This is a genomic window from Oribacterium sp. KHPX15 (genome assembly GCF_900107835.1).
In the GTDB taxonomy this organism is placed as follows: Bacteria; Bacillota; Clostridia; order Lachnospirales; family Lachnospiraceae; genus Oribacterium.
In genome coordinates, this window is sequence record NZ_FNRG01000003.1 from 110,979 (window position 1) to 137,569 (window position 26,591).

Annotated in this window: 21 protein-coding genes; 17 read left to right on the top strand and 4 right to left on the bottom strand. The window is 44.2% G+C overall.

Going from position 1 to position 26,591, the window contains the following annotated elements; translation table 11 throughout:
* Positions 1-20: 20 nt before the first annotated feature.
* Positions 21-1,178: a hypothetical protein gene (locus BLV86_RS03155; protein WP_049962163.1), complete on the top strand. Its 1,158-nt coding sequence runs from the start codon at positions 21-23 to the stop codon at positions 1,176-1,178.
* 122 nt (positions 1,179-1,300) lie between these two features.
* On the opposite strand, the gene BLV86_RS03160 is transcribed toward BLV86_RS03155, so the two are convergent.
* Together BLV86_RS03160 and BLV86_RS03165 are read right to left on the bottom strand one after the other, a co-directional pair.
* The gene (locus BLV86_RS03160; RefSeq protein WP_090815094.1) at positions 1,301-2,620 is read right to left on the bottom strand and encodes an EAL domain-containing protein; all 1,320 of its coding nucleotides are present in this window, start codon (positions 2,618-2,620) and stop codon (positions 1,301-1,303) included.
* A gap of 191 nt (positions 2,621-2,811) precedes the next feature.
* Positions 2,812-3,708, bottom strand: a complete 897-nt coding sequence (locus tag BLV86_RS03165) for a tRNA modification radical SAM protein MnmL/YtqA (protein ID WP_090815095.1) — start codon at positions 3,706-3,708, stop codon at positions 2,812-2,814.
* 152 nt (positions 3,709-3,860) lie between these two features.
* Here BLV86_RS03165 and BLV86_RS03170 point away from each other — a divergent pair, with 152 nt between their 5' ends.
* A complete protein-coding gene (locus BLV86_RS03170) occupies positions 3,861-4,829 on the top strand; it encodes a TIM44-like domain-containing protein (RefSeq protein WP_175456427.1) in 969 nt (322 codons plus the stop codon).
* A gap of 91 nt (positions 4,830-4,920) precedes the next feature.
* Positions 4,921-6,195 (top strand): chloride channel protein, encoded by a 1,275-nt coding sequence (locus tag BLV86_RS03175; protein ID WP_090815097.1) that lies wholly within the window; start codon positions 4,921-4,923, stop codon positions 6,193-6,195.
* A gap of 26 nt (positions 6,196-6,221) precedes the next feature.
* Here BLV86_RS03175 and BLV86_RS03180 read toward each other — a convergent pair whose 3' ends face one another.
* Entirely contained in the window at positions 6,222-7,100 is an 879-nt protein-coding gene (locus BLV86_RS03180) for an ROK family protein (protein ID WP_090815098.1), read from the bottom strand.
* A 315-nt stretch (positions 7,101-7,415) separates the two neighbouring features.
* Between BLV86_RS03180 and BLV86_RS03185 the strand changes: the two genes are divergently transcribed.
* The 5 genes from BLV86_RS03185 (at position 7,416) to ptsP (ending at position 14,377) form a co-directional block, all read left to right on the top strand.
* Entirely contained in the window at positions 7,416-9,266 is a 1,851-nt protein-coding gene (locus tag BLV86_RS03185; RefSeq protein ID WP_090815099.1) for an alpha-amylase family protein, read from the top strand.
* 167 nt (positions 9,267-9,433) lie between these two features.
* Complete coding sequence (locus tag BLV86_RS03190) at positions 9,434-10,258, top strand: Cof-type HAD-IIB family hydrolase (protein WP_031547454.1); 825 nt, start codon at positions 9,434-9,436, stop codon at positions 10,256-10,258.
* 226 nt (positions 10,259-10,484) lie between these two features.
* A complete protein-coding gene (locus tag BLV86_RS03195) occupies positions 10,485-12,347 on the top strand; it encodes a PTS sucrose transporter subunit IIABC (RefSeq protein ID WP_090815100.1) in 1,863 nt (620 codons plus the stop codon).
* Positions 12,348-12,394: 47 nt separating this feature from the next.
* On the top strand, positions 12,395-12,652 hold the full coding sequence (locus tag BLV86_RS03200; RefSeq protein ID WP_031547450.1) for an HPr family phosphocarrier protein: 258 nt from the start codon (positions 12,395-12,397) through the stop codon (positions 12,650-12,652).
* Between the two features lie 81 nt (positions 12,653-12,733).
* On the top strand, positions 12,734-14,377 hold the full coding sequence (ptsP, locus tag BLV86_RS03205; protein ID WP_090815101.1) for a phosphoenolpyruvate--protein phosphotransferase: 1,644 nt from the start codon (positions 12,734-12,736) through the stop codon (positions 14,375-14,377).
* A gap of 91 nt (positions 14,378-14,468) precedes the next feature.
* Here the strand turns inward: ptsP and BLV86_RS03210 are convergent, their stop codons facing one another.
* Positions 14,469-14,954 (bottom strand): peptidylprolyl isomerase, encoded by a 486-nt coding sequence (locus BLV86_RS03210; protein WP_175456428.1) that lies wholly within the window; start codon positions 14,952-14,954, stop codon positions 14,469-14,471.
* Positions 14,955-15,296: 342 nt separating this feature from the next.
* Between BLV86_RS03210 and BLV86_RS03215 the strand changes: the two genes are divergently transcribed.
* From BLV86_RS03215 to typA, 9 genes are all read left to right on the top strand, one after another.
* The gene (locus BLV86_RS03215; RefSeq protein ID WP_090815102.1) at positions 15,297-15,728 is read left to right on the top strand and encodes a flavodoxin; all 432 of its coding nucleotides are present in this window, start codon (positions 15,297-15,299) and stop codon (positions 15,726-15,728) included.
* A 132-nt stretch (positions 15,729-15,860) separates the two neighbouring features.
* Positions 15,861-16,439: a DUF3793 family protein gene (locus BLV86_RS03220; protein ID WP_090815103.1), complete on the top strand. Its 579-nt coding sequence runs from the start codon at positions 15,861-15,863 to the stop codon at positions 16,437-16,439.
* Between the two features lie 130 nt (positions 16,440-16,569).
* Positions 16,570-17,472: a S1 RNA-binding domain-containing protein gene (locus BLV86_RS03225; RefSeq protein ID WP_049962161.1), complete on the top strand. Its 903-nt coding sequence runs from the start codon at positions 16,570-16,572 to the stop codon at positions 17,470-17,472.
* A 222-nt stretch (positions 17,473-17,694) separates the two neighbouring features.
* On the top strand, positions 17,695-19,017 hold the full coding sequence (locus BLV86_RS03230; protein ID WP_090815104.1) for a PP-loop family protein: 1,323 nt from the start codon (positions 17,695-17,697) through the stop codon (positions 19,015-19,017).
* A 160-nt stretch (positions 19,018-19,177) separates the two neighbouring features.
* Complete coding sequence (locus BLV86_RS03235) at positions 19,178-20,116, top strand: radical SAM protein (protein ID WP_090815105.1); 939 nt, start codon at positions 19,178-19,180, stop codon at positions 20,114-20,116.
* A gap of 239 nt (positions 20,117-20,355) precedes the next feature.
* A complete protein-coding gene (locus BLV86_RS03240; protein ID WP_029200298.1) occupies positions 20,356-20,997 on the top strand; it encodes an RpiB/LacA/LacB family sugar-phosphate isomerase in 642 nt (213 codons plus the stop codon).
* 215 nt (positions 20,998-21,212) lie between these two features.
* Positions 21,213-23,837, top strand: coding sequence for a transglycosylase domain-containing protein (locus BLV86_RS03245; protein WP_175456429.1), 2,625 nt, complete (start codon positions 21,213-21,215; stop codon positions 23,835-23,837).
* 86 nt (positions 23,838-23,923) lie between these two features.
* Positions 23,924-24,538, top strand: a complete 615-nt coding sequence (locus BLV86_RS17515; protein WP_139297873.1) for a YigZ family protein — start codon at positions 23,924-23,926, stop codon at positions 24,536-24,538.
* A 56-nt stretch (positions 24,539-24,594) separates the two neighbouring features.
* On the top strand, positions 24,595-26,430 hold the full coding sequence (gene typA, locus BLV86_RS03255; protein WP_090815106.1) for a translational GTPase TypA: 1,836 nt from the start codon (positions 24,595-24,597) through the stop codon (positions 26,428-26,430).
* The last annotated feature ends 161 nt before the right edge of the window (positions 26,431-26,591 follow it).

A 26,591-nucleotide genomic window follows, 5' to 3' on the forward strand; every position in this document is an offset into this window, starting at 1 on the left:
GCGGTGGAATGGAGATTTATATGAAAAAGAGATTTTACAGCTTCATAGGACTTTTGTCCGGGCTTATACTGTGTTCCATCACAGCATTGGCACAGGAATACAACAGTGTATCCATAACAGTTACAAAAAACGGAAGCAGTTTTTCTGTGTCGAATTATTCGGCCCTTTCCGGGTATAAAGTTTCTTCTTCCAGTAAGAGCGATGACATCCTTACTATAAAGATGAGTTCCGGATCCGGAAATTCCTGGTCCGATAAAATGAAAAAGAGTAATGTTTCAATTTATGGGGATTACACCAACTCTGACATCGAGGAATTTGAAAGGGTTTCAAGCTCTCAGATAACTATAAAGCTGGATGTTTCCGAAGAATCGGGTGTCTCTTCATACGTGGAAACCACCGACAAAGATTCTGCCAATGTTTCAGGCACTGCAAGTTCAAAGAAGTCGAGCAGTTCTTCAAGCAGCTCTTCAAGCAGCAAAAAATCTTCCAAGAGCACAAAGGTGACGGATGTAACCTTGAATGCGGAAACCGGCCGGGTGACCTGGAGCGGTAATGCCGATGAGTACGACATTATTTTTTATAAGGATGGTGTGAACCTTGCAAAGGTATCAACCAAGAAGGAAAAATATGATTTTCACAACTATTTCTCCGATGCCGGCATTTATTCCGTGGCTGTCCGTGCGGACAACGGATCCGACAACAAGGGAAATTATGCTATCTCCAATGTGTTGAACCTTACATCAGAACAGGCTGCCGCCATCAAAGCCAATATTTTTGGAACGGAAACAGTGACTGAAGATAGTACCGTAAACTCATCCTATACAACATTATCGCCTACAGCAGATGCAAACGGCAGCTGGCAGCTGGATCAGAATGGATGGTGGTATCTCAATTCCGATGGAAGCTATACCGTTAATAACTGGCAGCAGATAGGAGACAAGTGGTATTATTTCAATCAATACGGCTACATGCAGACCGGATGGGTGGCATGGCAGGGAGCTTACTATTACCTGGGAGACTATGGAATGCTGACCAATTCATGGACTCCTGATGGTTATTATGTGGGAAACGACGGAAGATGGCTGGAGGCTCTGGGACATAATGCTGCATATGGAACCCGGCAGAACGAGGCTTATGATGTGACATCTCAAATGATACTCGGATATCAGAATGGATAAATGAAAGAAACACCGGAAGAAATCCAAAACCAGAGGGGACGGTTCTACTTGGCACTATATTTGGAAAGTGCCAAGTAGAACCGTCCCCTCTGATTTTGAATCGGATATCTTTTAGAGTCTTTTTATGCGGTTTCCGCTACAATATCTCTTGTGGTTTTCGGATGAGATCCGCGAGTTGAAGTCTTCTCAAGGTTATATTCTTTAAGCACTGACTCGAACTTATCTGCAGGGACAGGTCTTGAAAAATAGAAGCCCTGGAAAAGATCGCAGCCGTTTATCTTCAAAAAGGCTGCCTGCTCCTGAGACTCAACGCCCTCGGAAATAACCTGCATATCAAGACGCTTTGCCATCTCGATAATGGAATCAATGATTATCTGGGAGCGGATGAGGTCATTACTGTCGTGTAAAAAACCCATATCAAGTTTAAGGATATCCGCCCGGATGTTCTTAAGCATGTTTAAAGAAGAATATCCGCTTCCGAAATCATCGATTTCGATTGCAAAGCCCGCGTTATGGAGTTTTGCAATAAGGTCAATGTAAAGGTCCGGATTGTTAATGAAGCTGGACTCAGTTATCTCTACATTCATTTTTTTAGGTGAGATGTCATACTTCTCGACCAGTTCCAAAAGCTTTTTCTCTATATCAACATAGTAAAGATCCTTCGGAGAAATGTTAACCGAGATACTCAGATTCTTCTTTTCCGGGTCGTTCTTCCACTGTGACAGCAGCTTTGCGGCGTTCTCCCACATATAAAGATCCAGTTTCCAGATAAGCTCTGATTCCTCCAGTATCTTTATGAACTGTGAAGGTGAAAGGATCGTTCCGTCCTCCAGGTTCCATCTGGCTAATGCTTCCGCACTCATGATCTCACCCTTGGTATTGGCCTGAGGCTGCAGATACATGACAAAAGCTTCGTTCTCCAGAGCACTTTCGAATTCGCTGATGATCTTTTTATTATAGATACGGCTTTCCATAATGGATTCGTTATACCATGCTGCGGATAAAGGCTCATCTATCTTTATTGATTTAAGGGCAAGCTTTGCCCTGTCACACATGGAATATACTTCCATATGAGGATCGACAATCTCATAGATGCCTAACTGGATATGAACACGGAAGTTTGTTGTGGTTATGATTTCGGAACAGATTTTAGGTAAACACGAAAAATCTGTGGTTGAGAACTTATCCTTATCCACCAAAAGAACAAACTGATCTACCGCTATCTGCCCGTAGGCGGCATAAGAATTCCTGTGATCATACAGAAAATCCTCAATACAGGTGAGAATCTCATTCCCTTTTTGAAATCCGAACATCTGATTGACCAGCTTGAAATCCCTGATGTTTGAGCGCACCAAAAGATATCTTTTATCCGGGTTTTTATCCAGGATATGTCTGGCTATTTTTGCGAAATTAATCATACTATTCATTTTACTCTCAGTCATTTTATTTCCCCAATGAATATTTAATATTCCCCCAAATATTAAAAATTCACTAACCAGGTATCATAATTAAGATTTTAATTACATTCTAGCTTAAGGAATTGGGAATAGGCAACAGAATTCTTCGAAATTTTTAATATATTTATGTCATGCGGTTGCTATATAGCCATGGCCTATACCAAAGCTTCATTTATTTATGAAAGTTTTATCGCGCGATTTAGCGTATTTAAAACTTTTTTCTTATCACCGGACCATAATGGAGCTATAAGAAGCTTTTTGGGACCGTCTCCGGTTATACGGTGTACAACGGTCTCTTTTGGTAAAAGCTTTAAACATCTGACTACAAGATCGCAGTATTCCTGAAGCTCCAGCACATGAAACGGATGCCGGAGATATTCATCCCCAAGCCGGGTTCCTTTCAGTACATGGAGAAGCTGCAGCTTGATACCGTCAAGCACCGGGGAGAGAGAAGAGAGGTATCTCACGGTTTCAAGCATATCTTCTTCAGTTTCCCATGGAAATCCCAGAATAACATGGACGATTACCGTAAGACCTGCTTCTTTAAGCTTCCTGTAGGTGTTTTCAAAAACCGGAAGAGTATATCCCCGATTAATACGTGATGCGGTGTCTTCATGAATAGACTGCAGGCCAAGCTCCACCCAGATTTTCTTGCCATACTGTGCCTGCAGAAGTTTCAATGTCTCAAGCATATCGTCCTTTATGGAGTCGGGTCTTGTTCCGATGGACAGTGCAGCAACCCGTGGATCACTAAGTGCTTCTGCATACATCGCCTTCAGCTTTCCTGTGTCACCGTAGGTGTTGGTGTAGGATTGGAAATAGGCTATATATTTATGCTCTTTCCCGGCAGGCAGCTTTGCCTCAACTTTTTTTATGGCGAAATCTATCTGTTCATTTATGGGAAGCAGCGGTGCGGCAAAATCTCCGGAGCCTCCCTCTGAACAGAATATGCAGCCTCCCCTTGATACGGTTCCGTCCCGGTTAGGACAGGTACAGCCTGATTGAAGAGAGATTTTATAAACTTTTTGACCATAGGTCTGTTTTAAATAGTCTGATAGTGATAAATAATTCATTAATGAAACCGTTATATATAATATGCTGAAAAAATGCTAAACTAAAAAGTGAATTAACAATGGCTTTGATTTAAATTTGTTTTAGGTGTAAACATTATCCGGATCATCCGGGGCACATGTTTCATTTATTATAATACAGGAGTATGAGATTTATGAAAAATAAGATTAGACGAAAGCTGATAGGGTTTTTCCTGGTGGGACTGCTTATAGCGGCATTTGCATTAACCGGACGCGCAGATTTTGGAAGCTTTTCCGGTGATTCCGATTACAGCTCGGGAGGCTGGGACAGTGGCTCAAGCTGGGACAGTGGCTCAAGCTGGGACAGCGGTTCAAGCTCAAGCTGGGGCGGAAGTTCAAGCGGCTACAGCTCGGGAGGTTACAGTTCAGGTTATTACGGATCGGAATCAGATGACGTTCCCCCAATAATCATCATCGCTGTAATCATCTTCATCATTCTTATGATATATTTTATGAGAGCGAATGCGAAGATGAATTCCATCCATGCCAACAAATCTGTCAATGTTAACACAAGAAGACAGGCACCTAAGGGTAAGCCTATCGATACTTATAAAGAGATTGATCCTGACTTTAACAGCTCTGAGCTTGCTTCCAGACTCTCCAATGTCTATGTGAAGCTTCAGAATGCATGGCAGGATAAGGATCTTTCAGAAGTACGACCATATCTTACCGATAGTTTCTATAACCAGGCGGATCGTCAGCTTGATGCCTTAAGAAGAAACAAGCAGACAAATTATATTGAAAGGATCGCTGTACTTGCGGTTGAGCCTATGACCTGGTATCAGGAAAACGGTATGGATCACATTATTTGTGAAGTTCGTTCACGTATAGTGGATTATACTGTTAATGATGAGACAGGAGCATTGATTTCCGGAGATAAGAACAGAGAAAAATTCATGACCTATGAGTATGATCTCTGCAGAAAGACCGGAATAAAGACAACTGCAGAGACGGGACTTAAGTCAGTTGTATGTCCTCACTGCGGAGCACCTCTTGATATCAATCAGACAGCTAAATGTCCATATTGCGGATCTATCATAACCATAGAAAATGAAGACTGGGCTATCGACAACATTAAAGGTATTGCTCAGCAGACAGTATAAATAGCATATTTGATCAATATCTCGGGGAAATGTTTTGTACGGCATTTCCCTGATGATGAGTTTAAGGATTAAAAGAAAAAAGGAATAAAAAATGTCTATAAAGTTTTCCAAGCAATCCGGGATTTTATTTGAGAAATTCTTTATCAATCTGAAATGGATGATATTTGGCATAATTTCAGGAAGCCTGATAGGAACTGTAGCCGCCTTATTCGGAAAAGCCATTGCCTGGGTTACAGCTTTAAGGGCAGCTCATCCGGCGATACTGTTCGGATTACCTGTTGCGGGAGTTGCCATAGTCTGGTACTACCATGTTTTAGGGGCGGATTCACCAAAAGGAACAAACCTTGTCATAGATTCCATACATAACGATCAGAAAGTTCCTTTTCGCATGGCACCGCTTATCATAGTTTCCACTGTCGTGACTCATTTATTCGGAGGTTCAGCCGGAAGAGAAGGAGCGGCGCTGCAGGTTGGAGGTTCCCTGGGGGATGCCCTGGGAAGACTGCTTATCGGGTTTAATGATAAAGACCGGAGACGTACCATCATGTGCGGCATGAGTGCTTCCTTTGCAGCATTGTTCAGAACGCCATTGGCAGCCTCAGTCATGCCTATAGAGATGAGTACTGTAGGAGTGATGTATTACTCCGCATTTATGCCCTGTGTGGTTGCGGCTCTTACGGCTCACGTTGTTGCAGGAATCATAAACCCGGGTTCAGAAGAAACCATGATAATTGCGAATGTGCCGGAGTTTTCATTTAAGCAGGGTGGACTTACGGTTCTCTTCGCGCTCTACTGCTCATTGGTGGCAGTACTTTTCTGCTCAGTACTTCACAGCTCAAAAAAGCTTGCAAAGCTTACTGTCAAAAATGTTTATCTGAGAGCTGCCATCTGCGGCGCGATAGTTGTGGCACTCACATTGATAGTAGGCTCCCAGACCTACAACGGAGCCGGTGCTGCCATCATAGAATCCTGTGTTCTCGACGGAGCATTTAAAATTGTACCCTACGCATTCCTGCTGAAAATGCTCTTCACCGCTGTAACACTCTCAGGAGGCTTTCAGGGCGGCGAAATCGTACCCACGCTGTTTGTAGGTGCCACCTTCGGACATGCCACTGCCGTCCTTTTCGGAATGTCCCCCACCATGGGCGCAGCTCTCGGAGCCACATTTGTCTTCTGCGGAGTAACAAACTGTCCCATGACCTCGATCCTGATCGGCTTTGAACTCTTCGGTTTCGAACTTTCGCCGTTTATTCTTTTGGGCGTAGCTATTACTTTCCTGTTCTCAGGAAACTACGGCCTCTACGGCTCACAAAAAATTCGCTACAGCAAATACGACCCCGGCAGAGTAGATATCAACGCACACTAAAAAAGGAGGGCTTACCCTCCTTTTTTTTAGCCTTCCAACGCCTTTTCGTCTATAGCGAGCTTAATACATCCCATGATACCCTGGTCATCATTCAGTGACGCAGGAACGATATAGTGATCAATATCCGCAAGCTCCGAAGTTTTCAGATAGCCGTTCAGCATCTCCTTTACCTTTTCACGGATGAGAGGGAAGAGCTGAAGCTGATGCATTACTCCGCCACCCAGAATGATGATCTGAGGACTCATGATAAGGATAATATTGCAAAGCGCCTGAGCAATATAGAAAGCCTCCATGTCCCAAACCTTTGCATCATCCTTAAGCTCGATGGCCTTCCTGCCCCAACGCTCCTCAATAGCAGGACCCGCTGCCATACCTTCCAGACAGTTTCCGTGGTAAGGACAGTGACCCTTGTAAGTATCCCCCTCATAAGGAAGAAGCTTCATATGTCCAAGTTCAGGATGGAGCATTCCGTGAACAAGCTTTCCATTAGACATTACTCCGCCGCCCACACCTGTTCCGATGGTGATATAAACAGCATCAGTAAGTCCTTTGGCCTGTCCGTAAGTTATCTCTCCCAGCAGTGAGCCGTTAACGTCGGTATCAAAGCCGATGGGAATATGCAGGGCATCCTTCATATCTTTAACAATGTTGTAATTTGCCCATTTAAGCTTCGGAGTAGTGGTGAAGCTTCCATATGTGGGTGACTTACGGTCCAGATCGATAGGACCGAAGGCGGCTATGCCCAGAGATTCAATGTTTTTGTTCTTAAACCAGTCAATGATCTTTGGCATGGTTTCTTCCGGAGAAACAGTTGGAATCGAAATCTGTTCCAGAATCTTGCCGTTTTCATCACCTATGGCACATACCATCTTGGTTCCGCCTGCTTCTAATGCTCCATATAACATATGTTGTCCTCCTGAATACCTTGACCGTCAGACCATCGATAATCTGCTTTGCGAAAGACTGACGTATGAATGTGATTATTCATATAAACCTTATGCAATCCACAAAAATTGTGAAAAAATAAACTAACTCGATTGTAGAGGAGGGATTGTAAAAAATCAATAATCATAATAAAAAAAGGAAATAATATTTTTTTTATAAATACTCTGTCATTTCATTGCTACGACGAAAATATTTTCTTATAATTACGTTTAGGGCAATATTAATTCTATTTAGAACGTGAACTGAAAATCTAATAACAAAGGACAGGCATTGATATGTTTGAAAGCATTAAATTGGAGAAAGAGTTTAAGGAGCGGCTTGATAAGCATTATGATGAGCTTAAGTGGCTCTATAGTGAGCTGTATCATAATGATCAGCAGGCCTTTGACTATTTTTTGTGTATGCTTCATCAGTACTATGAGGAACGTGATCCGGATCTCCGGGAATGGGATGAAGCAAGAGAACTGGTTCCTGACTGGTATCGCGGAAACGAGATGCTGGGAATGCAGATGTATGTGAACTGTTTTAATAAAACTCTGAAAGGTGTTAAGGAGAAGATTCCGTATCTTAAAGAGACGGGTTCAAATTATATTCATCTTATGCCCCTTCTGGAAAGCCCAAAGGGACGTTCCGACGGAGGATATGCGGTTTCTGATTTCCGAAGAGTACAGCCGGAGCTTGGAACTATGGAGGATCTGAAGGAGCTTGCGGAAGAATGCCACAGGAACGGAATGAGTGTGTGCATGGATTTTGTCATGAATCATACTTCCGAGGATCATGAGTGGGCCCGTCGCGCGAGGAATGGTGAGAGGGAGTATCAGGACAGATATTTCTTCTATGATAACTGGGATATCCCCAACAGGTTCGAAAAAACCGTACCACAGGTTTTCCCGACTACGGCGCCCGGAAATTTCACCTGGTGTGAGGCGGTTCATAAGGTGGTGATGACTACCTTTTATCCATACCAGTGGGATCTCAACTACAGAAATCCGGTTGTGTTCAATGACATGACTGCTAACATGCTGAACCTGTGTAATCACGGTGTTGATGTTATAAGACTTGATGCCACACCATACATCTGGAAGGAGCTGGGCACCAGCTGCCGGAATCTTCCTCAGGTACATACCCTTGTGCGTATCATGAGAATGGCTTCCGAGATCGTATGTCCGGGAACACTGCTTCTGGGAGAAGTCGTAATGGAGCCAAGCAAGGTAGTTCCGTACTTTGGTACCATCGAAAAGCCGGAATGCCATATGCTTTACAATGTTACCACTATGGCAAGTACCTGGCATACTGTGGCGACTCAGGACGTGAGACTCATGAAGCATCAGCTCGGACAGGTTTTTGCACTTCCGAAGCAGTATGTTTTCCTAAACTATCTGCGCTGCCATGACGATATAGGATGGGGTCTCGACTATAACTATCTTAAGCAATTCGGGGTAGAAGAGGTTTCCCATAAAAAGTTCCTTAATGAATATTTCTGCGGAGCACATTACGGCCTTGATTCAAGAGGCGAGCTTTACAACAATGACCCTAGACTGGGAGACGCAAGACTATGCGGAACGACAGCTTCTCTTTGCGGCATTGAGGCAGCAGAGTATGAAAGAAATGACTGGAAGCTGGATATAGGAATACGGCTTGACATAATGCTGCACGCATTTCTGCTTACCCAGAGCGGAATCCCTATCATCTATTCCGGAGATGAGATAGGTCAGCTTAATGACTACACTTACCATGAGGATCCGGAAAAATGGGATGATTCAAGGTATCTCCACAGAGGTGCCTTCAAATGGGATGAGGTTGCGGCAAGAAAATCTCCCGCAAAGAGACAGGGACGTATCTATAAGGCTTTAAGAAAGCTTGAGAAGCTTCGTTCAAAACATATAGTTTTTGAATCCGGAGCAGACTGCTGGATCGTGGAAACCTACAATGATCACATCCTTGGAATCGGCAGATATTTCCATGGGGAAAAGATGATAGGTCTCTTCAATTTCTCGACTCAGGATGAAACAGCCTGGATCAACGAGGAAGAGAAATATATAGATCTGATGACCAATAAACGGAGAGAAGCAAAGGCTGTTGGAATTCCGGCAAGAGATTTTGTATGGCTTATTGCCAAGTGCTAGAAGTTTAAAAAGACCTTTATCTGTTTGGAAATCAAGGTTTTTATTCAGAGAACCGGACAGATAATATTTTTTAATCAATAATTGAAGTTTTATAGTGCAATATTGTTAAAAATTTGTTAAACTATATCTATGTCAAACGATTGACATAGATTTGGAGATGACCGGATATGAAAAATAAACTGATTTTCGTAGACATTGACGGCACTCTTACTCCCGCGGGGACCAATGTTCCGCCGGACAGTGCTGTGGAAGCCATAAAGAAAGCCCAACAGAACGGACATAAAGTATTTCTCTGTACAGGAAGAAATTTTGATATGTTAAAGCCTGTGCTGAAATATGATTTTGACGGAGTTGTGGGTAGCTCCGGAGGATACGTTACCTGTGGTGATGAGGTTCTTTATGACTGCCCCATGAGTAAGGAACAGCTTGATATAGCTTTGGAATCACTTCATAAAAACGGTGTGTTCTGTACCATTGAAGGGAAGGATGGATCCTTTGGAGACGCAAACCTGAAGGATTTTCTTGACAGCACCGAGGGCGGTAATTCCGAAATAGAGCGCTGGCGAAAAGCTCTGAGTGAAAATCTCGGTATCCGCCCCATGGATGAGTATGACGGGCAGCCCATTTACAAGGTAGTCATCATGGCAAGGGAGAATTCCCAGATAGATGAATGCAGATCGCTTCTTGAGAAGGATTTCAGCTTCGTTATACAGGATGTTCCTGCACATGGATGTGTCAATGGCGAACTCATTAACCGGAAATTCGATAAGGGTAAAGGCGTAAGGCTCATTGCGGAGCACCTGGGAATCCCCATCGAAGACACCATAGGCTTCGGAGACAGCATGAATGACCTTGAGATGATAGAGACCGTAGGTGTTTCTGTATGTATGGCAAACGGCTCCGAAAAGCTCAAGGAGATTTCCGATATCGTCTGTCCGTCGGTTACTGAGGATGGTCTTGCCAAGGCATTTGCAGATCTTAAGCTCATATAAAGCGTTGAGTACAGACCGGTCAGGACATAAACAGCCTGATGCCTGATGTGTCCGGATTCGAAAACCGATCAATCGGTGTGATGCAGGCAATATAAGATCTGAAAACCGGCCGGCTGTTTTTCATGGAGACAGCATTAATCAAATAATCCATGCTTTCAATCGTGCATGTCTGCCGGGGGGTTATGTGGCAGATTAGTGTTATATATCTAAAAGCGAGGTAAATAAAATGGCACTTGATTACAGAAAGTGTGCGCAGGAAATTGTTGACCACATAGGTGGTCGTGATAATGTCGCACAGGCAGCGCATTGTGCAACGAGACTCCGACTTGTTATCAAGGATAACAGCAAGGTTGACAAGGAGTATCTTGACAATGTTGAGGGCGTAAAGGGTATGTTTGAATCCAATGGTCAGCTCCAATTGATCATCGGAACAGGAACCGTAAACAAGGTTTACGATGAATTCCTGAGTATCACAGGTATGACAGCAGCTACAAAGGATGATGTAAAGGCAGCTGCAGCTGCCAAGCAGCCACTGTGGAAGCAGCTCCTTAAGCCTATCGGTGATGTATTTGTACCGATTCTTCCGGCTATCGTTGCATCCGGTCTTATGATGGGTCTTGTAGAGGCTCTCGGAAAGATTCCGGGACTCAATTTTGCGGGAACAGACTGGTATGCTTTCCTTGATATGGTAGCGAATACAGCATTTGCATACCTGCCTGTAATCGTTGCAATTTCGGCAGCCAGAGTTTTCGGCGGAAATATCTTCCTGGGAGCAGTTATCGGTCTTCTGATGATCCACTCTGCCCTTACCAACGGTTGGAATGCTGCAGCAGGATATGATGTATGGTACCTTTTCGGACACATCAGGATCACGGAATCTTATTCATTGTTCCAGATAAATCAGCTTGGTTATCAGGGACACGTAATTCCGGTAATCATTGCGGTGTTGCTTATGAGTAATGTTGAGAAATGGTTCCATAAGCATGTTCCGGAAATGCTGGATCTTTTCATCACACCGCTTTGTACAGTTCTTATCACTGCTCTTATTACATTTACTATTATAGGACCTATCTTCTCAGGACTTGAAACCATGGTTCTCAACGGAGCACAGGTTCTTGTAAAGAACCCGCTGGGCGCTATGGTAATGGGTGCTATCTATCCTGTTACCGTAGTTATGGGTCTTCACCACATGTACAATGTAATCGAGGCCGGAATGCTTTCGAGTGTTGGTCTCAACACCTGGATGCCTATAGCATCGGCAGCGAATTTCGCACAGTTCGGTGCCTGTCTTGCAGTAGGTCTCAAGTCTCAGAGCAATAAGACAAAGGTTATCGCGGTTCCTTCAGCTCTTTCAGCTGCCCTCGGAATTACAGAGCCTGCAATCTTCGGTGTAAACCTTCGTTTCTATAAGCCTTTTGTTGCAGGTATGGTGGGCGGAGCCATCGGTTCAATCTTCGGTGCCATCACAGGAATCGGTGCTACAGCTTACGGTGTAACCGGTATCCCGGGATATCTTACTATCAATAATGCAGGAGTTTATACAGTTCTTCTTCTGGTTTCCGGCGGAGTAGCATTTGCAGGAACCTGGAGCTTCTGGAAGGAAGAGGTTAAAAAGCCGGTAAATAAGCCTGTGGATGAGGCGGCAGAGACCGTGAAATTCGAGCAGAAGCCGGTTATAACCTGTGAGGCAGGAACAATTCTTGCACCTATCAATGGCAATGTAATTCCACAGGACAAGATTCCTGACGGGACATTTGCATCAGGTGTACTTGGTGCGGGAGTCGGAATCGAACCTGAAGGCGAAATTGTTTATGCTCCTTTCGATGGAGAAGTTTCTTCAGTGGCAGAATCAAAGCATGCCATCGGACTTAGTGGCCCCGGAGATATGGAAGTTCTTATCCATGTGGGAGTTGATACCGTAGCCATGAACGGAGAGGGCTTCGAGCCTTTGGTAGAGGATGGTGACAAGGTTAAGGCCGGCCAGCCTATACTTAAATTCTCCAAGGCTGCCATAAAGGCTGCCGATCACCCGGATGTGGTTGTAGTTCTTTTAACAAATAGTGACGATTATAAGCAAGTTAGTGTATAATGTGATATAATTGTATAAGTACTTAAATAATAAAGGAGATTATCAACATGAAAGAGATCGAGTTTACAGTTAATGACCCTAATGGAATCCACGCAAGACCTGCAGGTATCCTTGTAAAGGCTTTAAAGGCTTTTAATTCAAAGGTTACTATCTATAAGGGTGACAAGAATGCAGATATGAAGAAGCTTCTTGCTCTGATGGGTATGGGTGTTAAGCAGGGAGATACCGTCAAGATTCAGATCGAAGGTGATGACGAAGAGACATGCGCAGCTGAACTTGAGAAGGCACTTAACGATAATTTCTGATCAAAAACATAAGCTTCTCGGAAGACCGGAAGGTAACTTCCGGGAGGCTTTGTTTTTTGTCTTTAAAAAAGGGAGAAAAGTATGCAAGTTGCAACAGGTAAAAGCGTTCTTAACGGAATAGCAATCGGAAAGATCAAGGTTTATACACCACCAAAGGTGGTTATCAGCGAAAGTCTTGTTGAAGATACAGACGCTGAACTTGCTCGTTTTGACGAGGCCCGTGAAAAGGCTATCGATCAGCAGAATGCATTATACGAAAAGGCAGTTATCGATGCCGGCGAGGAAAGTGCAGAGGTTTTCTCGGTTCATGCAATGATGCTTGAGGATGATGACCTCATCGACGCTACAAAGGAGATCATTGTCAGCCAGAAGCACAACGCAGAGTATGCCGTAAAGACAGCTTTCAACAATCAGGCACGTGTTTTTGCCGAGATGGATGATCCATACATGAAGGAGCGTTCAGCAGATATCTATGATATCGAGCAGGCAGTTCTTAATGTACTCTTCGGTATCGATCCCGAATCAATGCAGGGAACAGAGCCTTGCATCCTTGTGGCTAATGATCTGACACCTTCAGAGACCGTACGTCTTGATAAATCACTTCTTCTCGGAATCATTACGAGAGAAGGTTCACTTAACAGCCATACAGCTATCCTTGCAAGATCCATGGGCATCCCTGCACTGGTTCAGTGCGGTGACGTGGCAAGTAAGTGGGACGGTAAGATGGCTATACTTGATGGTTACAATGCCTGTGCTTATATCGAGCCTACAGATGATCTCATGAAGTCTCTTCAGAGCAAGCAGGATGCTGATAACCGTCAGAAGGCATTACTCCAGGAGCTTAAGGGACAGAGCAACACAACCATCGATGGAAAGACCATCAAGGTTTATGCAAATATCGGCGGACCTTCAGACATTGGTCTTGTTCAGCAGAATGATGCAGGCGGAGTTGGACTCTTCCGTTCAGAGTTCGTATATCTCAACTCTAAGGATTATCCTTCAGAGGATGAGCAGTTCAATGCTTACAGACTGGCAGTTGAGTCACTTGCTCCAAAGCAGGTTATCATACGTACCTGTGATATCGGTGCCGATAAACAGGTTGACTACATGAACCTTGTAAAGGAAGACAATCCGGCATTGGGATGCCGTGCAATAAGACTTTGCCTTACAAGAAGGGATTTCTTCAAGACTCAGTTGAGGGCACTGCTTCGTGCTTCTGCTTACGGAAATCTGGGTATCATGTTCCCGATGATCATTTCCGCAAGAGAGCTTAATGAGTGTAAGCAGCTTTTAAAGGAGTGCACAGATGAGCTTCTTGAAAAGGGAGTTACAATCGGTAAGTACAGTATCGGTGTTATGATCGAGACTCCTGCAGCTGTTTTGATAGCGGATGAGCTTGCCGAAGAGTGTGATTTCATGTCCATCGGAACCAATGATCTTACTCAGTATACATTGGCTATAGACCGTCAGAATGCGGCTCTGGATCCTTTCCTTGATACTCATCATCCTGCAGTTCTGAAAGCAATTAAGATGACTATCGAGGCTGGACACCGTCACGGTGCATGGGTTGGAATCTGTGGTGAGCTTGGAGCAGATCTGACATTGACAGAAACATTCCTCCGCTACGGAGTTGATGAGCTGTCAGTAAATCCGGTATCCATCCTTGGACTCCGTAAGGTAATCCGTGGAATCGATCTTCGTAAGACTCCGGGAGAGACTGACTGATGATACAGAGCCAGAGGGCATCCATTTATAATCGGATGCCCTCTGGCTCTGTTTGAACTTATCTCTAGCGGAATTGCTCAAATGATTATAGTTATTCTGTAACAGTGACCTTGGTCATTGTAACGGAGATTTTAGGGGCGTCATTCCAGTCGGTAGGAATGGAAGCGATACGGTCAACTTCGTCCATGCCCTCTGTAACCTTTCCGAAGGCAGCGTACTCACCGTCAAGATGAGGTGAATCCTGGTGCATGATGAAGAACTGAGATCCTGCGGAATTCGGATTCATGGAACGAGCCATTGAGATGACTCCGCGGGTGTGCTTCAGATCATTCTTTACTCCGTTAGAAGAAAACTCTCCTTTGATAGACCAGCCCGGACCGCCCATTCCGGTTCCCTCAGGATCTCCGCCCTGAATCATAAAGCCCGGGATTATACGATGGAAAGTAAGACCATCATAAAAACCATCTTTAACAAGCTTTACAAAATTCTCTACTGTGATTGGTGCGATATCGGGATAAAGCTCGATCTTTATGTCCTTACCGTCATCCATTGTGATAGTAACTATTGGATTTGCCATAAGTTATTCCTTTCATTCGATTTAAATGATTACAAAAGCATCCGTGGAATACCCATTGGATTGCTTCTCAATATCCCGTGAAAAGCTATGAGTGCTTTATCGGAGATATCTTACAACTCCTTGATTTTACCAATTATTCTCAGCTGAAACAATAGAAAATACAAAGGCGAAGAGGATTGATATGGAATGAATACAGATGTTTTGTTCTTGGTTAGATACATCTAACTTGCGCGTTGACAGTTAGCGACAACTAACCTATAATAATTTTCGGTTAGAAAAGACTAACCACAGAGACAAACTAAAAACATTGGCTAAAGAGGCTGAATCAAGGAGGTTTTAAAAATGGACAAGATTTATGTAGTTTACTGGACACAGTCAGGAAACACTCAGGAAATGGCTGAGGCTGTAGGCAAGGGTATTGAAGCTGCAGGAAAGACAGCTGAGGTTGTTTCCGTATCTGATGTTTCGGCAGACGTACTTAAGGATGTGGCAGGCTTTGCACTCGGATGTCCTGCAATGGGAGCTGAGGAGCTTGAAGAAAGTGAGATGGAGCCATTTGTAGCTCAGGTAGAAGCATTTGCAAATGGAAAGCAGATCGGTCTTTTCGGCTCCTATGGCTGGGGTGATGGTGAATGGATGCGCACATGGACTGAGCGTATGCAGAAAGCCGGCGCAACAGTAGTTGGGGGTGAAGGCGTAATCGCAAACGAAACACCTGATGAAGCTGCCAAGGCTGCCTGTGAAGAGCTCGGCAAGAAGCTTGCTGCAATCTGATAGGTTTAGGATTAGTGGGAGGCGATTTATCGACCTCCCATATTGGATAAGTGAAGTACTTGTATCGACACAATGATGCGTACTTCGGGGAGATAAAGGTAGAGTATTATTAATAGAGATTTCGGAGGGCTTATGGCAGACGAACTCAGTGAAAAAATTTTGAAAAACTGTTCACAGACACTGGCCGGATTAAAGACCGGGTCAATATTTAACATATCTGATATGCCTGTCAGTGTTCTGGAAGAGCAGATTTCAGAGCTAAACGAGAAGCTTAACTCACTTGGCGTTTTCATAGAGAGAGTTAGAAGCAAAAAGAACAATTCCCTTATATATGTTTATCGGAAAAGTCAGCTTGAAAGAGACCTCACAAATTCCGGAGCGATAAATATTCTGAAGGACTTCGGTTATCCCTATGCAGAGACATTAACCGACAGTGCTCTGGAAGAAAAGGTTAAATATCTCATGAAGCGCCTTTCCGACTATGACTGCTTTCCTCACGAAATAGGTCTTTTCCTGGGCTTCCCCGTAAAAGACGTTGAAGAGTTCATCCGCCATGAAGGCAGAGACTGCCTCGCCTGCGGCTTCTGGAAAGTCTACTGCGATGAAAAGAAAGCCCTGAACACCTTCCGCCGCTACCGGATATGCGCCCGCATTTACGAAACCGCCGCCGCCCAAAAACGCCCAATCGAAGAAATGACAGTGGCTGCTTAGTTGCTCCAGTTGCAATAATCCCTTGATTTTTCTGGAGTAAATCATTATGTAAAACTTCCGTTTTTGTGCTACAATATAAGGCAATAGGGCGAGTCCCGGGATTATAATGAAAAAAGAGGTACCATCGATTATGGCAGAAGAAATCAAGAACGAGAATGTTAAGACAGAAGCACAGAAGGCAGCCGAGAATGTTGCTGAAGATCTTGCGGTTACAACCGGTGATGTAAAGGATCTTGCTGTTGCGGCAGCAGCCGAGATTAAGGAAAAAGCTACGGCAGCTGTAGAGACAGTAAAGAAGGTTGCTGAGGAGAAAATCCCATCCATGGATGACTTTAAGGACGAGCTTGAGGCATCATTCAAGAAACATGCCAATGCAAAGCGCGTTGACATGAGTAAGTGGGAGAAGATTCTTGATGACTTCGAGAATAAGAATACCATTCAGGTAGAGATCGCCGAAGCTGTAAAGAGCGGTGTTACTGCTACAGTTAACGGACTCAGAGCATTTATCCCTGCTTCAAAGCTTTCACTTAACTTCATCAAGGAAGAAGAGCTGAAGGACTGGATCGGCAAGAAGCTCAATGTTCGCGTTATCACAGCTGAGCCTGAGAACAACAAGCTTGTACTTTCCGCAAGAGAAATTCTTCGTGAAGAGCAGGATAAGGCAAAGGAAGAGAAGGCTGCAAAGATTCAGGTTGGTCTCGTAACAGAAGGTACTGTTAAGACTCTCAAGGATTATGGTGCATTCGTTGACCTTGGTGATGATGTTCAGGGACTTCTCCACGTATCGGAGATTTCAAACAAGCGTGTTAAGTCACCTTCAGATGTGCTCAAGGAAGGACAGACAGTTCAGGTTCAGGTTATTGCCATCAAGGACGGAAAGATTTCTCTTTCTATGAAGGCACTTGAGGCTGAGAAGAAGGAACGCAAGGAGAAGGAAGAGCGTGACGACTTCCGCGCAAATTACAAGGAGTCAGGAGCAGCTACAGCTACACTTGGCGATCTTATGAAGAAGAACGGAATCAAGCTTAACTGATCAGTATAAAATAAAAAATGATTGCATTAGGACATCGGAATATTTTCCGGTGTCCTTTGTTTGTACTTGCCGAAATCCTGCACATAACATATAATCGTCGTTGCTGTTTCGAAGAGGATAATATAGGAGCATTGTTCAAGAGATTTTTTGCAGCCTTTTATATAAAGGAAAATGTGCTTTTTCGAGAAAATGCTTTAATTGGAATTAAGAACTGAGGATTATATGGACGCAACAATCAGAGAAATAACAATAGATGAATTTGAAACCTGGCCTAAGGAGAGCTATACCCTTATAGATGTCCGGGAGGAACAGGATTTTCTTACCGGCAAGATGCCGGATGCCATGAGAGTAGATCTTGTGGATATTGCGGATAAGAATCATGTTATCCCCAAAGACAAAAAAGTTGTCCTTTACTGTAAGTACGGAGAGCTTTCCCTGGCCGCTGCCGACAATCTCGCAGATCAGGGGTATGAAGCCTACAGCCTTCAGGGAGGCTACGGTAAATGGGTGCTCCGCCAGATACAGAGAGACCTTGATTCAGAGCAGAGACGAGAAGACATTGAGAAATCACTTCGTAAGAAGTTTAAACGAAATATCTACGGCATGTTCGTGAAAGCCATCTGTGATTACAATCTGGTGGAAGAGGGAGACAAGATTGCTGTCTGCATTTCCGGCGGTAAGGATTCTATGCTTATGGCGAAGCTGTTTCAGGAGCTTAAGCGTCACAACAAGCTTCCTTTTGAGGTTGTGTACCTCTGCATGGATCCCGGCTACAATGAGGCGAACCGCAAGATCATCGAGAGAAATGCAGAGCTCATGGGTATCCCTCTTACCATCTTTGAGACAAACATCTTTGATTCGGTTTATAACATTCCAAAGTCTCCATGCTACGTCTGCGCGCGTATGAGAAGAGGATACCTTTATAAGGAAGCACAGAAGCTGGGCTGCAACAAGATTGCACTCGGACACCACTTTGATGATGTGATCGAGACAATTCTCATGGGAATGCTTTACGCCGGACAGTATGAGGCCATGATGCCGAAGCTTCACTCCACCAATTTCCCGGGGATGGAGCTCATCAGACCGCTTTATCTCGTACATGAAGCAGAGATAAAGCATTGGCGAGATTATAATCACCTTAACTTTATTCAGTGCGCCTGCCATTTTACAGCCACCTGCTCAACCTGCCACACTGACGGACAGACAAGCTCAAAGCGTCTTGAGACCAAGCACCTCATTGAAAAGCTTAAGGAAACAAACCCGTACGTTGAACGAAATATATTCAGCGCCATGGAGAATATAAGCCTCAATAAGATCCTCGGATTCAAGCGCCAGCATGTGAAGCACAGCTTCCTTGAGTGGTATGATAATGAAAACGACCTGAAGATCGGCGTTTTAACCGAAGATGAGATACAACTGGAGGATGAAAAGCGAAAGGCTCAGGAACTTCAGAAGGAAAAGGCTCGTATCGATTCCATGCCGAAATCCGAGCAGGCCAGAAAAAATGCAGAAGAGAACAGGAAGAATGCAAACTTCCGGAAGTAAAACTAATCTATTGGTTACAGTTCTCACTAACGAGAATCGTCCCCGGTGAATAAATGACAACTTGAAGGGAAATATGTTCTATATGGAGGGACATATTTCCCTTTGGCTTATGAAATATAGATTTTCAATATATAAATGCTGATTCAGCAAGATAAATACTATGATTCAATCTGACTTTAAAAATATATCACAATTTGATCCTCATACTCTCATGGAGCATTGCGAACTATGCCCGAGAAAATGCGGAGCAGAAAGAAATGCCGGCAAAACCGGTGTCTGCGGAGTTTCCTCTGATATATATGTGGCGAGAGCGGCACTTCATTTCTGGGAGGAGCCTTGCATCTCCGGAACAAAAGGATCCGGCGCTGTTTTCTTCTCCGGGTGTACGCTTAAATGCGTTTTCTGTCAGAACTATGAACTTAGCCACGGGGAGAACGGGAAGAGAGTAAGCATTGACCGCCTTTCTGAAATCTTTCTGGAGCTTGAGGAAAAAGGCGCCAACAACATTAACCTTGTAACTCCGGACCATTATATTCCGGAGATTCGTGAAGCTATGATTTTAGCAAGAACCCGGGGGCTAAAGATCCCTAACGTTATAAATTGCTCCGGTTATGAGACTAAAGAGCTGTTAGGTATGCTGGATGGGCTCGCTGACATCTACTTGGACGATTTTAAATATATGGATGCTGAAAAAGCGAAGAAATATTCCGGTGCCGGGGATTATCCCGAAAGAGCAAAAGAGAGTCTTGCCGAGATGGTGAGACAGTGCCCGAAGCCGGTGTTCAATGATGACGGAATCATGCAGAAAGGAGTCATCGTCCGGCATCTCCTGATGCCCGGCATGGTGAGAAACGGAAAAGCTGTGGTGGATTACGTATATGACACTTATGGCGACGATGTCTATCTCAGCCTCATGCACCAGTTCACTCCATTCGAACGCCTGGAAAAATATCCCGAGATAAATAGAAAAGTCACACATCGTGAATACGAGCGCCTTATTAACCACGCAATGGAAAAAGGTATAACTAATGCCTTCATCCAGGACGGAAGTGTTGCAAAGGAAAGTTTTATCCCTGACTGGAACGGAGAAGGAGTGTAAATCCGCTGAAAGCTATCTGGAACTGTTCCTGCCGGAACTGTACCAGATGGCTTTAACATTTTGGGCTGAGTCTTCAGACGAAGCTACGTGTGAGTAAATAGGTGTCCTACATCTTCGGATTACGCGAGTTTGCCTAAATTGTAATACAATCATTCGGATTACTCTTGTAATTGCCGACAAATTGATTTAGAATATGTTTAGTAAAACGGTTAACTTTTATGCAATTAAGGAGAAATATAATGAGAATTGCGTTAATTAATGAGAACTCTCAGGCAGGAAAGAATGCCATGATCTACAGCTCTCTCAAGAAAGTCGCAGATGAGAAGGGCTACACAGTAGATAATTATGGTATGTACAGTGCAGAAGACGAAGCACAGCTCACCTATGTTCAGAACGGAATCCTTGCAGCTGTACTTCTCAACAGCGGTGCGGCAGATTTTGTCGTAACAGGCTGCGGAACAGGCGAGGGCGCAATGCTTGCACTTAACTCATTCCCGGGCGTTATCTGCGGACATGTAGAGGATCCGCTGGATGCATTTACATTTGCACAGATCAACGATGGTAATGCTGTTGCCCTTCCTTTCGCACTTAAGTTCGGCTGGGGCGGAGACCTGAACCTGGTTTACATTTTCGAGAAGCTCTTCTCACAGCCCTTCGGAGGCGGATACCCACCAGAGAGACGTGAGCCCGAGCAGAGAAACAAGAAGATCCTTGACGAAGTTCGCAGGCACACCCTGAGACAGGACCTCGTAGAAGTTCTGAAGGAACTCGATCCAGAACTTGTAAAAGGTGCTTTCCGGGGCGAAAAGTTTAAAGAGCTTTTCTTCGCCAACTGCAAGGACGAGAAAATCGCAGACTATATCAAAACACTTGTGAACTGAGTTCAAAAAATATCTCAGCTTTACGAAAGAGCAGGTCAGAGCCGGAGGGCATCCATTTAAATGGATGCCCTCCATTTGATTAAGTGAAATATATTTGTAAGTCCTGTTTCATTGCATAGGTTTGCAAGGGCTAGTATAATTAAAATGTTTTACTATGCATAAAGCAAACATATATACAAATTTAAAGTTGCTCAGGCACTTTAGGCAGGAAATAAATGACAAATTACACCAGATACAATATTGATAAAACCCTGGACGCGCTGGATAACACCAAAGGTAAGATAGGTTACCGTATCACTCACTTCTTTCAGATGAGTCTTATTATCGGAGCAGTATTCGGAAGTATCATCGCCGTTGCTTTCGGCTTTGGTATGTTCAGAGGTGTTTTGGATTCTGCACCGGACCTTAAGTCCATACATGTGGGACCCACAGCATATGCCTCCAAGGTCTATGATACTGAGGGAAACGTTACGGCAACCCTTGTACAGGAAGGGTCTAACCGTGAGAGAGTAAAGTATGAGCAGATTCCTGAGGATCTGATCAATGCTTTTGTTGCCATAGAGGATGAGCGTTTCTGGGAACATAACGGAATAGACATTAAATCCATACTCCGTGCCGTAAGAGGTGTTGTTTCAGATGATTCCTCGGCCGGCGGCGGATCAACGATTACCCAGCAGCTTATAAAGAACAATGTTTTCGGCGGCGGCCTCAACGAGGGTGCCTTTGAAAAATATGTCCGAAAGTTCCAGGAGCAGTATCTGGCTCTGGAGCTTGAAAATCAGCCAAACATGACAAAAGAAGAGCTTAAGCAAAGCATTATTACCGAGTATCTGAACACCATAAATCTTGGTTCCAACACTCTCGGAGTTAAGGTTGCTGCCAGACGCTACTTTAATAAAGAAGTTAATACTCTGAATCTTTCTGAATGTGCCGTAATCGCTGCCATTACCAAAAATCCTTCAGGTCTTAACCCTATTACTCATCCAAAGGAAAATGCAGCAAGACGTGCTCAGGTTCTCTCCAATATGCTTGAGCAGGGCTATATTACAGAGGCACAGTATAATGCCGCAAAGGCTGATGATGTTTACGCACGAATAAAGGACGTAGACATTCAGAAATCTTCTCAGGTGGAGGAGCCATATTCATATTTTGTTGATGAGCTTACAGAGCAGGTTGTACAGGAGCTTCAGGACAGACTGGGTTACACAAAGGAGGAAGCTACGGATCTTCTGTATTCAGGTGGACTGAGCATTTATTCCACACAGGATCCGAGACTCCAGGCAATAGTTGATGAAGAGGTTAATGATCCCGATAATTATGATACCGCAAAGTATTCAATCACCTGGAGATATACTGTTAAACACGATGACGGTACGATAGTCAACTATTCAGAAAGAGATCTTCTTCATTATATTAAAGATGTCAGAGGCATTTCCTTCAATGGTTTGTTTAAGTCGGAAGAGTCCGCACATAATTATATAAATGAATATAAGACAGAACTTCTTACCGATACAGATGTGGAGCTTGGTGAACGCTTTTTCACAACTTTGGAGCCACAGGTATCCTTTGTACTTATGGATCCTCATACAGGTCAGGTGAAGGCTGTAAACGGAGGACGTGGCGAGAAGCTGTTTTCGTTGTCGCTTAACAGAGCAACCAACACTTTGAGACAGCCGGGATCAACTTTCAAAGTTATTTCCAGCTTTGCCCCTGCCATAGATCTTTACGGTGCAACACTTGCCACAAGTTTCTATGACGGTGAGTATACATTGGGAACAAAGACCTTTAAAAACTGGTACAGCAAAGGATTTCTTGGCTATCAGACCATAAGAGACGGAATCATATATTCCCTTAATATCGTTGCGGTACGTTGTCTTATGGAGCAACTGGATCCTAAAAAGGGTCGCCAGTACGCTGAGAGTCTGGGTATCACATCTCTGGTTGATGATGATGAGAATCCGGCACTTGCTCTCGGTGGTGTTACAAATGGTGTGACAAATCTTGAGCTGACTCAGGCCTATGCAACCATAGCAAACGGCGGAAAATTCAATAAAGCAAAGTTCTTTACGAAGATCATAGATCAGAATGGTAATGTTATCATCGATACAACTCTCGATGAACCGGTGCAGGCCATGAAGGCCACTACGGCATTTCTTTTAACAGACGCCATGAGCCAGTCAATGCTTCCAAACAGAGCATTTTCAGGATCCATAAATGTAAATTCTACCTCCACAAGAGCCCATTTTGACGGAATGAGTCTTGCGGGAAAATCCGGTACCACCACAAAGGATGTGGACATTTGGTTTGTAGGATTTTCACCTTATTATATAGGTGGTGTATGGGGAGGCTGTGATGAAAACCAGCCACTCATTGACAATGCAAGCGGTGAGTACAACGGAGGTTCCGGTTTCCACAAGGACATCTGGCGTAAGATCATGGAAAGAGTTCATGAAGGCCTTCCTGATATCGGATTTGAGCAGCCCGAAGGCATCGTTCAGGAAAAGGTATGCCGTAAGTCAGGCATGCTCCCGTCACGTGGTTGTTATAATGATTTCCGCGGCAGTGCAGTGATAACAGAGTATTTTGCCGAAGGCACAGTTCCAAAGGATGATTGCGAGCTTCATACCAGAGGAGGAAGCATTAAAATACCTGAAGAAGAGGATCGTGGCACTGATGATGGTTATGGCTCAAGATCCAGTACTCCAACCCCGCAGCTTCCGATTACGTTTGATATTCCGGTAACGGTGGAGACATCAGAACCTGAGACCAGAGAATTTGGACCAAGCGGTGCACCCGGATCGACAGGCCCCATCGAAGCCCCGGTGGTGATAGTAGGTTGATGCAGGACCATATTTTATTGATTTTGCGGTACTACTATAATTAAAAGTTTTGATTTAGATGGGTTTACATTAAAGAAACAGAGTTTATGAAGTACATTAAAGACTATGCAACAGGTGAATATGAGGAAAAGAAATCACGTTTTATAGGTGAGGTGTTTCCTGTTAAGTCTGAGGAAGAAGCCCAGGAACATATCAATGCTGTGAGAAAGAAATATTATGATGCGAGACATCATTGCTATGCTTACGTGATTGGCGACAATTATGAGATCATGAAGCAGTCCGATGACGGGGAACCTTCACAGACTGCCGGTATGCCGATCCTTAATGTTCTGAAGGGTCAGGACATACATGATGCCCTCATGATAGTGACCCGTTACTTTGGTGGGACCCTTCTCGGGACCGGAGGACTGGTCAGAAGCTACACCAATGCCGCAAAAGCTGCCATTGACAATGCTGTGGTGCTCTCAGCGGTTGAGGGTTACAGGGCAGAAGCTGAGATTCCATATACATTGGTAGGAAAAATTAAATATTTCACAGAGACCACCGGCATTACCGAAGCGGAGGCCGAGTATGGGAATAATGTTAAAATGGCCTGGCTTGTGCCTGAACTTAAGCTCGCTCCGTTTCAAAATCACATACAGGAGATATCCGGCGGCAGTATAACACTTGCAATCGAGAAATCCCGGTGGTATAATGCCTAAGATTTTTTTATAATGAGAAGCAAACGCTTCTTTAATGTAATATCTGAGGTAATAGAATGAAGCAGAAGAGAGAAAATATTCGTAACGTTGCTATCATCGCCCATGTCGATCACGGTAAAACGACTCTGGTAGATGAACTTTTAAAGCAGTCAGGCGTATTCCGTGACAACCAGGATGTAGGTATCCGTGTAATGGATTCCAACCCTCTTGAGCGTGAGAGAGGTATCACCATCCTTTCCAAGAACACAGCGGTTACGTATAAGGATACCAAGATCAATATCATTGATACTCCGGGCCACGCTGATTTCGGTGGCGAGGTTGAGCGTATCTTAAAGATGGTTGATGGTGCAATTCTCCTTGTTGATGCATTTGAGGGACCTATGCCTCAGACAAGATTTGTACTTCAGAAGGCTCTGGATCTCAGACTTCCTGTACTTTGCGTTATCAACAAGATCGATAAGCCACAGGCACGTCCTACAGAGGTTGAGGACGAAGTTCTCGAGCTTATGATGGATCTCAATGCTTCCGACGAGCAGCTTGACTGCCCGTTCCTTTACGCTTCCTCAAAGGAAGGTTTCGCAAAGGCTAATCTTGATGACGAAGAGAAGGATATGGAGCCTCTTTTCCAGGCTATACTTGATTATATTCCTGCTCCTGAGGGAGATGCGGAAGCTGATACTCAGATGCTGGTTTCTACTATTGATTATAATGAGTTCGTTGGACGTATCGGTATCGGTAAGATCGAGAATGGTACACTTAAGCTCAATCAGGAAGCATTTGTAGTTAACCACCATGATCATGACAAGAAGACAAAGGTAAGAATCACTAAGCTTTATACCTTTGACGGACTTAAGAGAGTAGATGTTCAGGAAGCTTCCTGCGGTGAGATAGTTGCTATTTCCGGAATTGAAGATCTTCATGTAGGAGATACTGTTGTAACCGGTGAGGCAGAGGCTATTCCTTTCCAGAAGATCACTGAGCCTACTATTTCCATGGATTTCATCGTTAACGATTCTCCTCTTGCAGGTCAGGAAGGAAAGTTCGTTACATCAAGACATATCAGAGACCGTCTCATGCGTGAGCTTCAGACAGACGTTTCACTTCGCGTAGAGGATACAGACTCTGCAGATACATTGAAGGTATCAGGACGTGGAGAGCTTCATCTTTCTGTTCTTATCGAGACTATGCGTCGTGAGGGCTTCGAGTTTGCCGTTTCAAAGGCAGAGGTTATCTTCAAGACCAATGAGCAGGGCAAGAAGATGGAGCCTATGGAGATCGCATACATCGATGTTCCCGATGACTGCACCGGTACTGTTATCCAGAAGCTTACACAGCGTAAGGGTGTTCTCAACGGTATGAGCCCTCTTGCAACAGGCTACACACGTCTTGAGTTCGATATTCCTTCAAGAGGTCTTATCGGTTACAGAGGCGAGTTCATGACTGACACAAAGGGTAACGGTATCCTCAACACTGAGTTTGACGGTTACGGCGAGTTCAGAGGAGAGCTTTCATATCGTCACCAGGGTTCACTTATCGCATTCGAGAACGGTGAGGCTGTAACTTACGGTCTTTTCCAGGCTCAGGCAAGAGGAACTCTTTTCATCGGACCCGGCGAGAAGGTATATTCAGGTATGGTCATTGGTCAGTCACCCAAGTCCGAGGATATCGAGCTTAATGTCTGCAAGACCAAGCACCTTACCAATACCCGTACATCATCTTCCGACGAAGCTCTCAAGCTTACACCGAAGAAGATAATGTCTCTTGAGCAGTGCATCGACTTCATCGATACAGACGAGCTTCTCGAAGTAACTCCTGAGAATCTCCGTATACGTAAGAAGATCCTTGATCCTACCCTCAGAAAGAGAGCAGGTATCGCTCGTAAGAACAGCTAAAACTGATTTTGTGGTTTGATTCACCTATGTGAGATGTCGGAGAAATGCATTTCGATGAAATCTTTTCATAGTATTTCTGAAATAAATAAAAATTATGGCAAGCGGCAGATTTTCTGTCGCTTGTTTTTGCTTCATGTTGTATAATAGGCTAAGTTTAGTGT

Coding starts and splice junctions, on each gene's coding strand:
- BLV86_RS03155 (WP_049962163.1), top strand. CDS start 21: ATGAAAAAGAGATTTTACAGCTTCATAGGACTTTTGTCCGGGCTTATA.
- BLV86_RS03160 (WP_090815094.1), bottom strand. CDS start 2,620: ATGACTGAGAGTAAAATGAATAGTATGATTAATTTCGCAAAAATAGCC.
- BLV86_RS03165 (WP_090815095.1), bottom strand. CDS start 3,708: ATGAATTATTTATCACTATCAGACTATTTAAAACAGACCTATGGTCAA.
- BLV86_RS03170 (WP_175456427.1), top strand. CDS start 3,861: ATGAAAAATAAGATTAGACGAAAGCTGATAGGGTTTTTCCTGGTGGGA.
- BLV86_RS03175 (WP_090815097.1), top strand. CDS start 4,921: ATGTCTATAAAGTTTTCCAAGCAATCCGGGATTTTATTTGAGAAATTC.
- BLV86_RS03180 (WP_090815098.1), bottom strand. CDS start 7,100: ATGTTATATGGAGCATTAGAAGCAGGCGGAACCAAGATGGTATGTGCC.
- BLV86_RS03185 (WP_090815099.1), top strand. CDS start 7,416: ATGTTTGAAAGCATTAAATTGGAGAAAGAGTTTAAGGAGCGGCTTGAT.
- BLV86_RS03190 (WP_031547454.1), top strand. CDS start 9,434: ATGAAAAATAAACTGATTTTCGTAGACATTGACGGCACTCTTACTCCC.
- BLV86_RS03195 (WP_090815100.1), top strand. CDS start 10,485: ATGGCACTTGATTACAGAAAGTGTGCGCAGGAAATTGTTGACCACATA.
- BLV86_RS03200 (WP_031547450.1), top strand. CDS start 12,395: ATGAAAGAGATCGAGTTTACAGTTAATGACCCTAATGGAATCCACGCA.
- ptsP (WP_090815101.1), top strand. CDS start 12,734: ATGCAAGTTGCAACAGGTAAAAGCGTTCTTAACGGAATAGCAATCGGA.
- BLV86_RS03210 (WP_175456428.1), bottom strand. CDS start 14,954: ATGGCAAATCCAATAGTTACTATCACAATGGATGACGGTAAGGACATA.
- BLV86_RS03215 (WP_090815102.1), top strand. CDS start 15,297: ATGGACAAGATTTATGTAGTTTACTGGACACAGTCAGGAAACACTCAG.
- BLV86_RS03220 (WP_090815103.1), top strand. CDS start 15,861: ATGGCAGACGAACTCAGTGAAAAAATTTTGAAAAACTGTTCACAGACA.
- BLV86_RS03225 (WP_049962161.1), top strand. CDS start 16,570: ATGGCAGAAGAAATCAAGAACGAGAATGTTAAGACAGAAGCACAGAAG.
- BLV86_RS03230 (WP_090815104.1), top strand. CDS start 17,695: ATGGACGCAACAATCAGAGAAATAACAATAGATGAATTTGAAACCTGG.
- BLV86_RS03235 (WP_090815105.1), top strand. CDS start 19,178: ATGATTCAATCTGACTTTAAAAATATATCACAATTTGATCCTCATACT.
- BLV86_RS03240 (WP_029200298.1), top strand. CDS start 20,356: ATGAGAATTGCGTTAATTAATGAGAACTCTCAGGCAGGAAAGAATGCC.
- BLV86_RS03245 (WP_175456429.1), top strand. CDS start 21,213: ATGACAAATTACACCAGATACAATATTGATAAAACCCTGGACGCGCTG.
- BLV86_RS17515 (WP_139297873.1), top strand. CDS start 23,924: ATGAAGTACATTAAAGACTATGCAACAGGTGAATATGAGGAAAAGAAA.
- typA (WP_090815106.1), top strand. CDS start 24,595: ATGAAGCAGAAGAGAGAAAATATTCGTAACGTTGCTATCATCGCCCAT.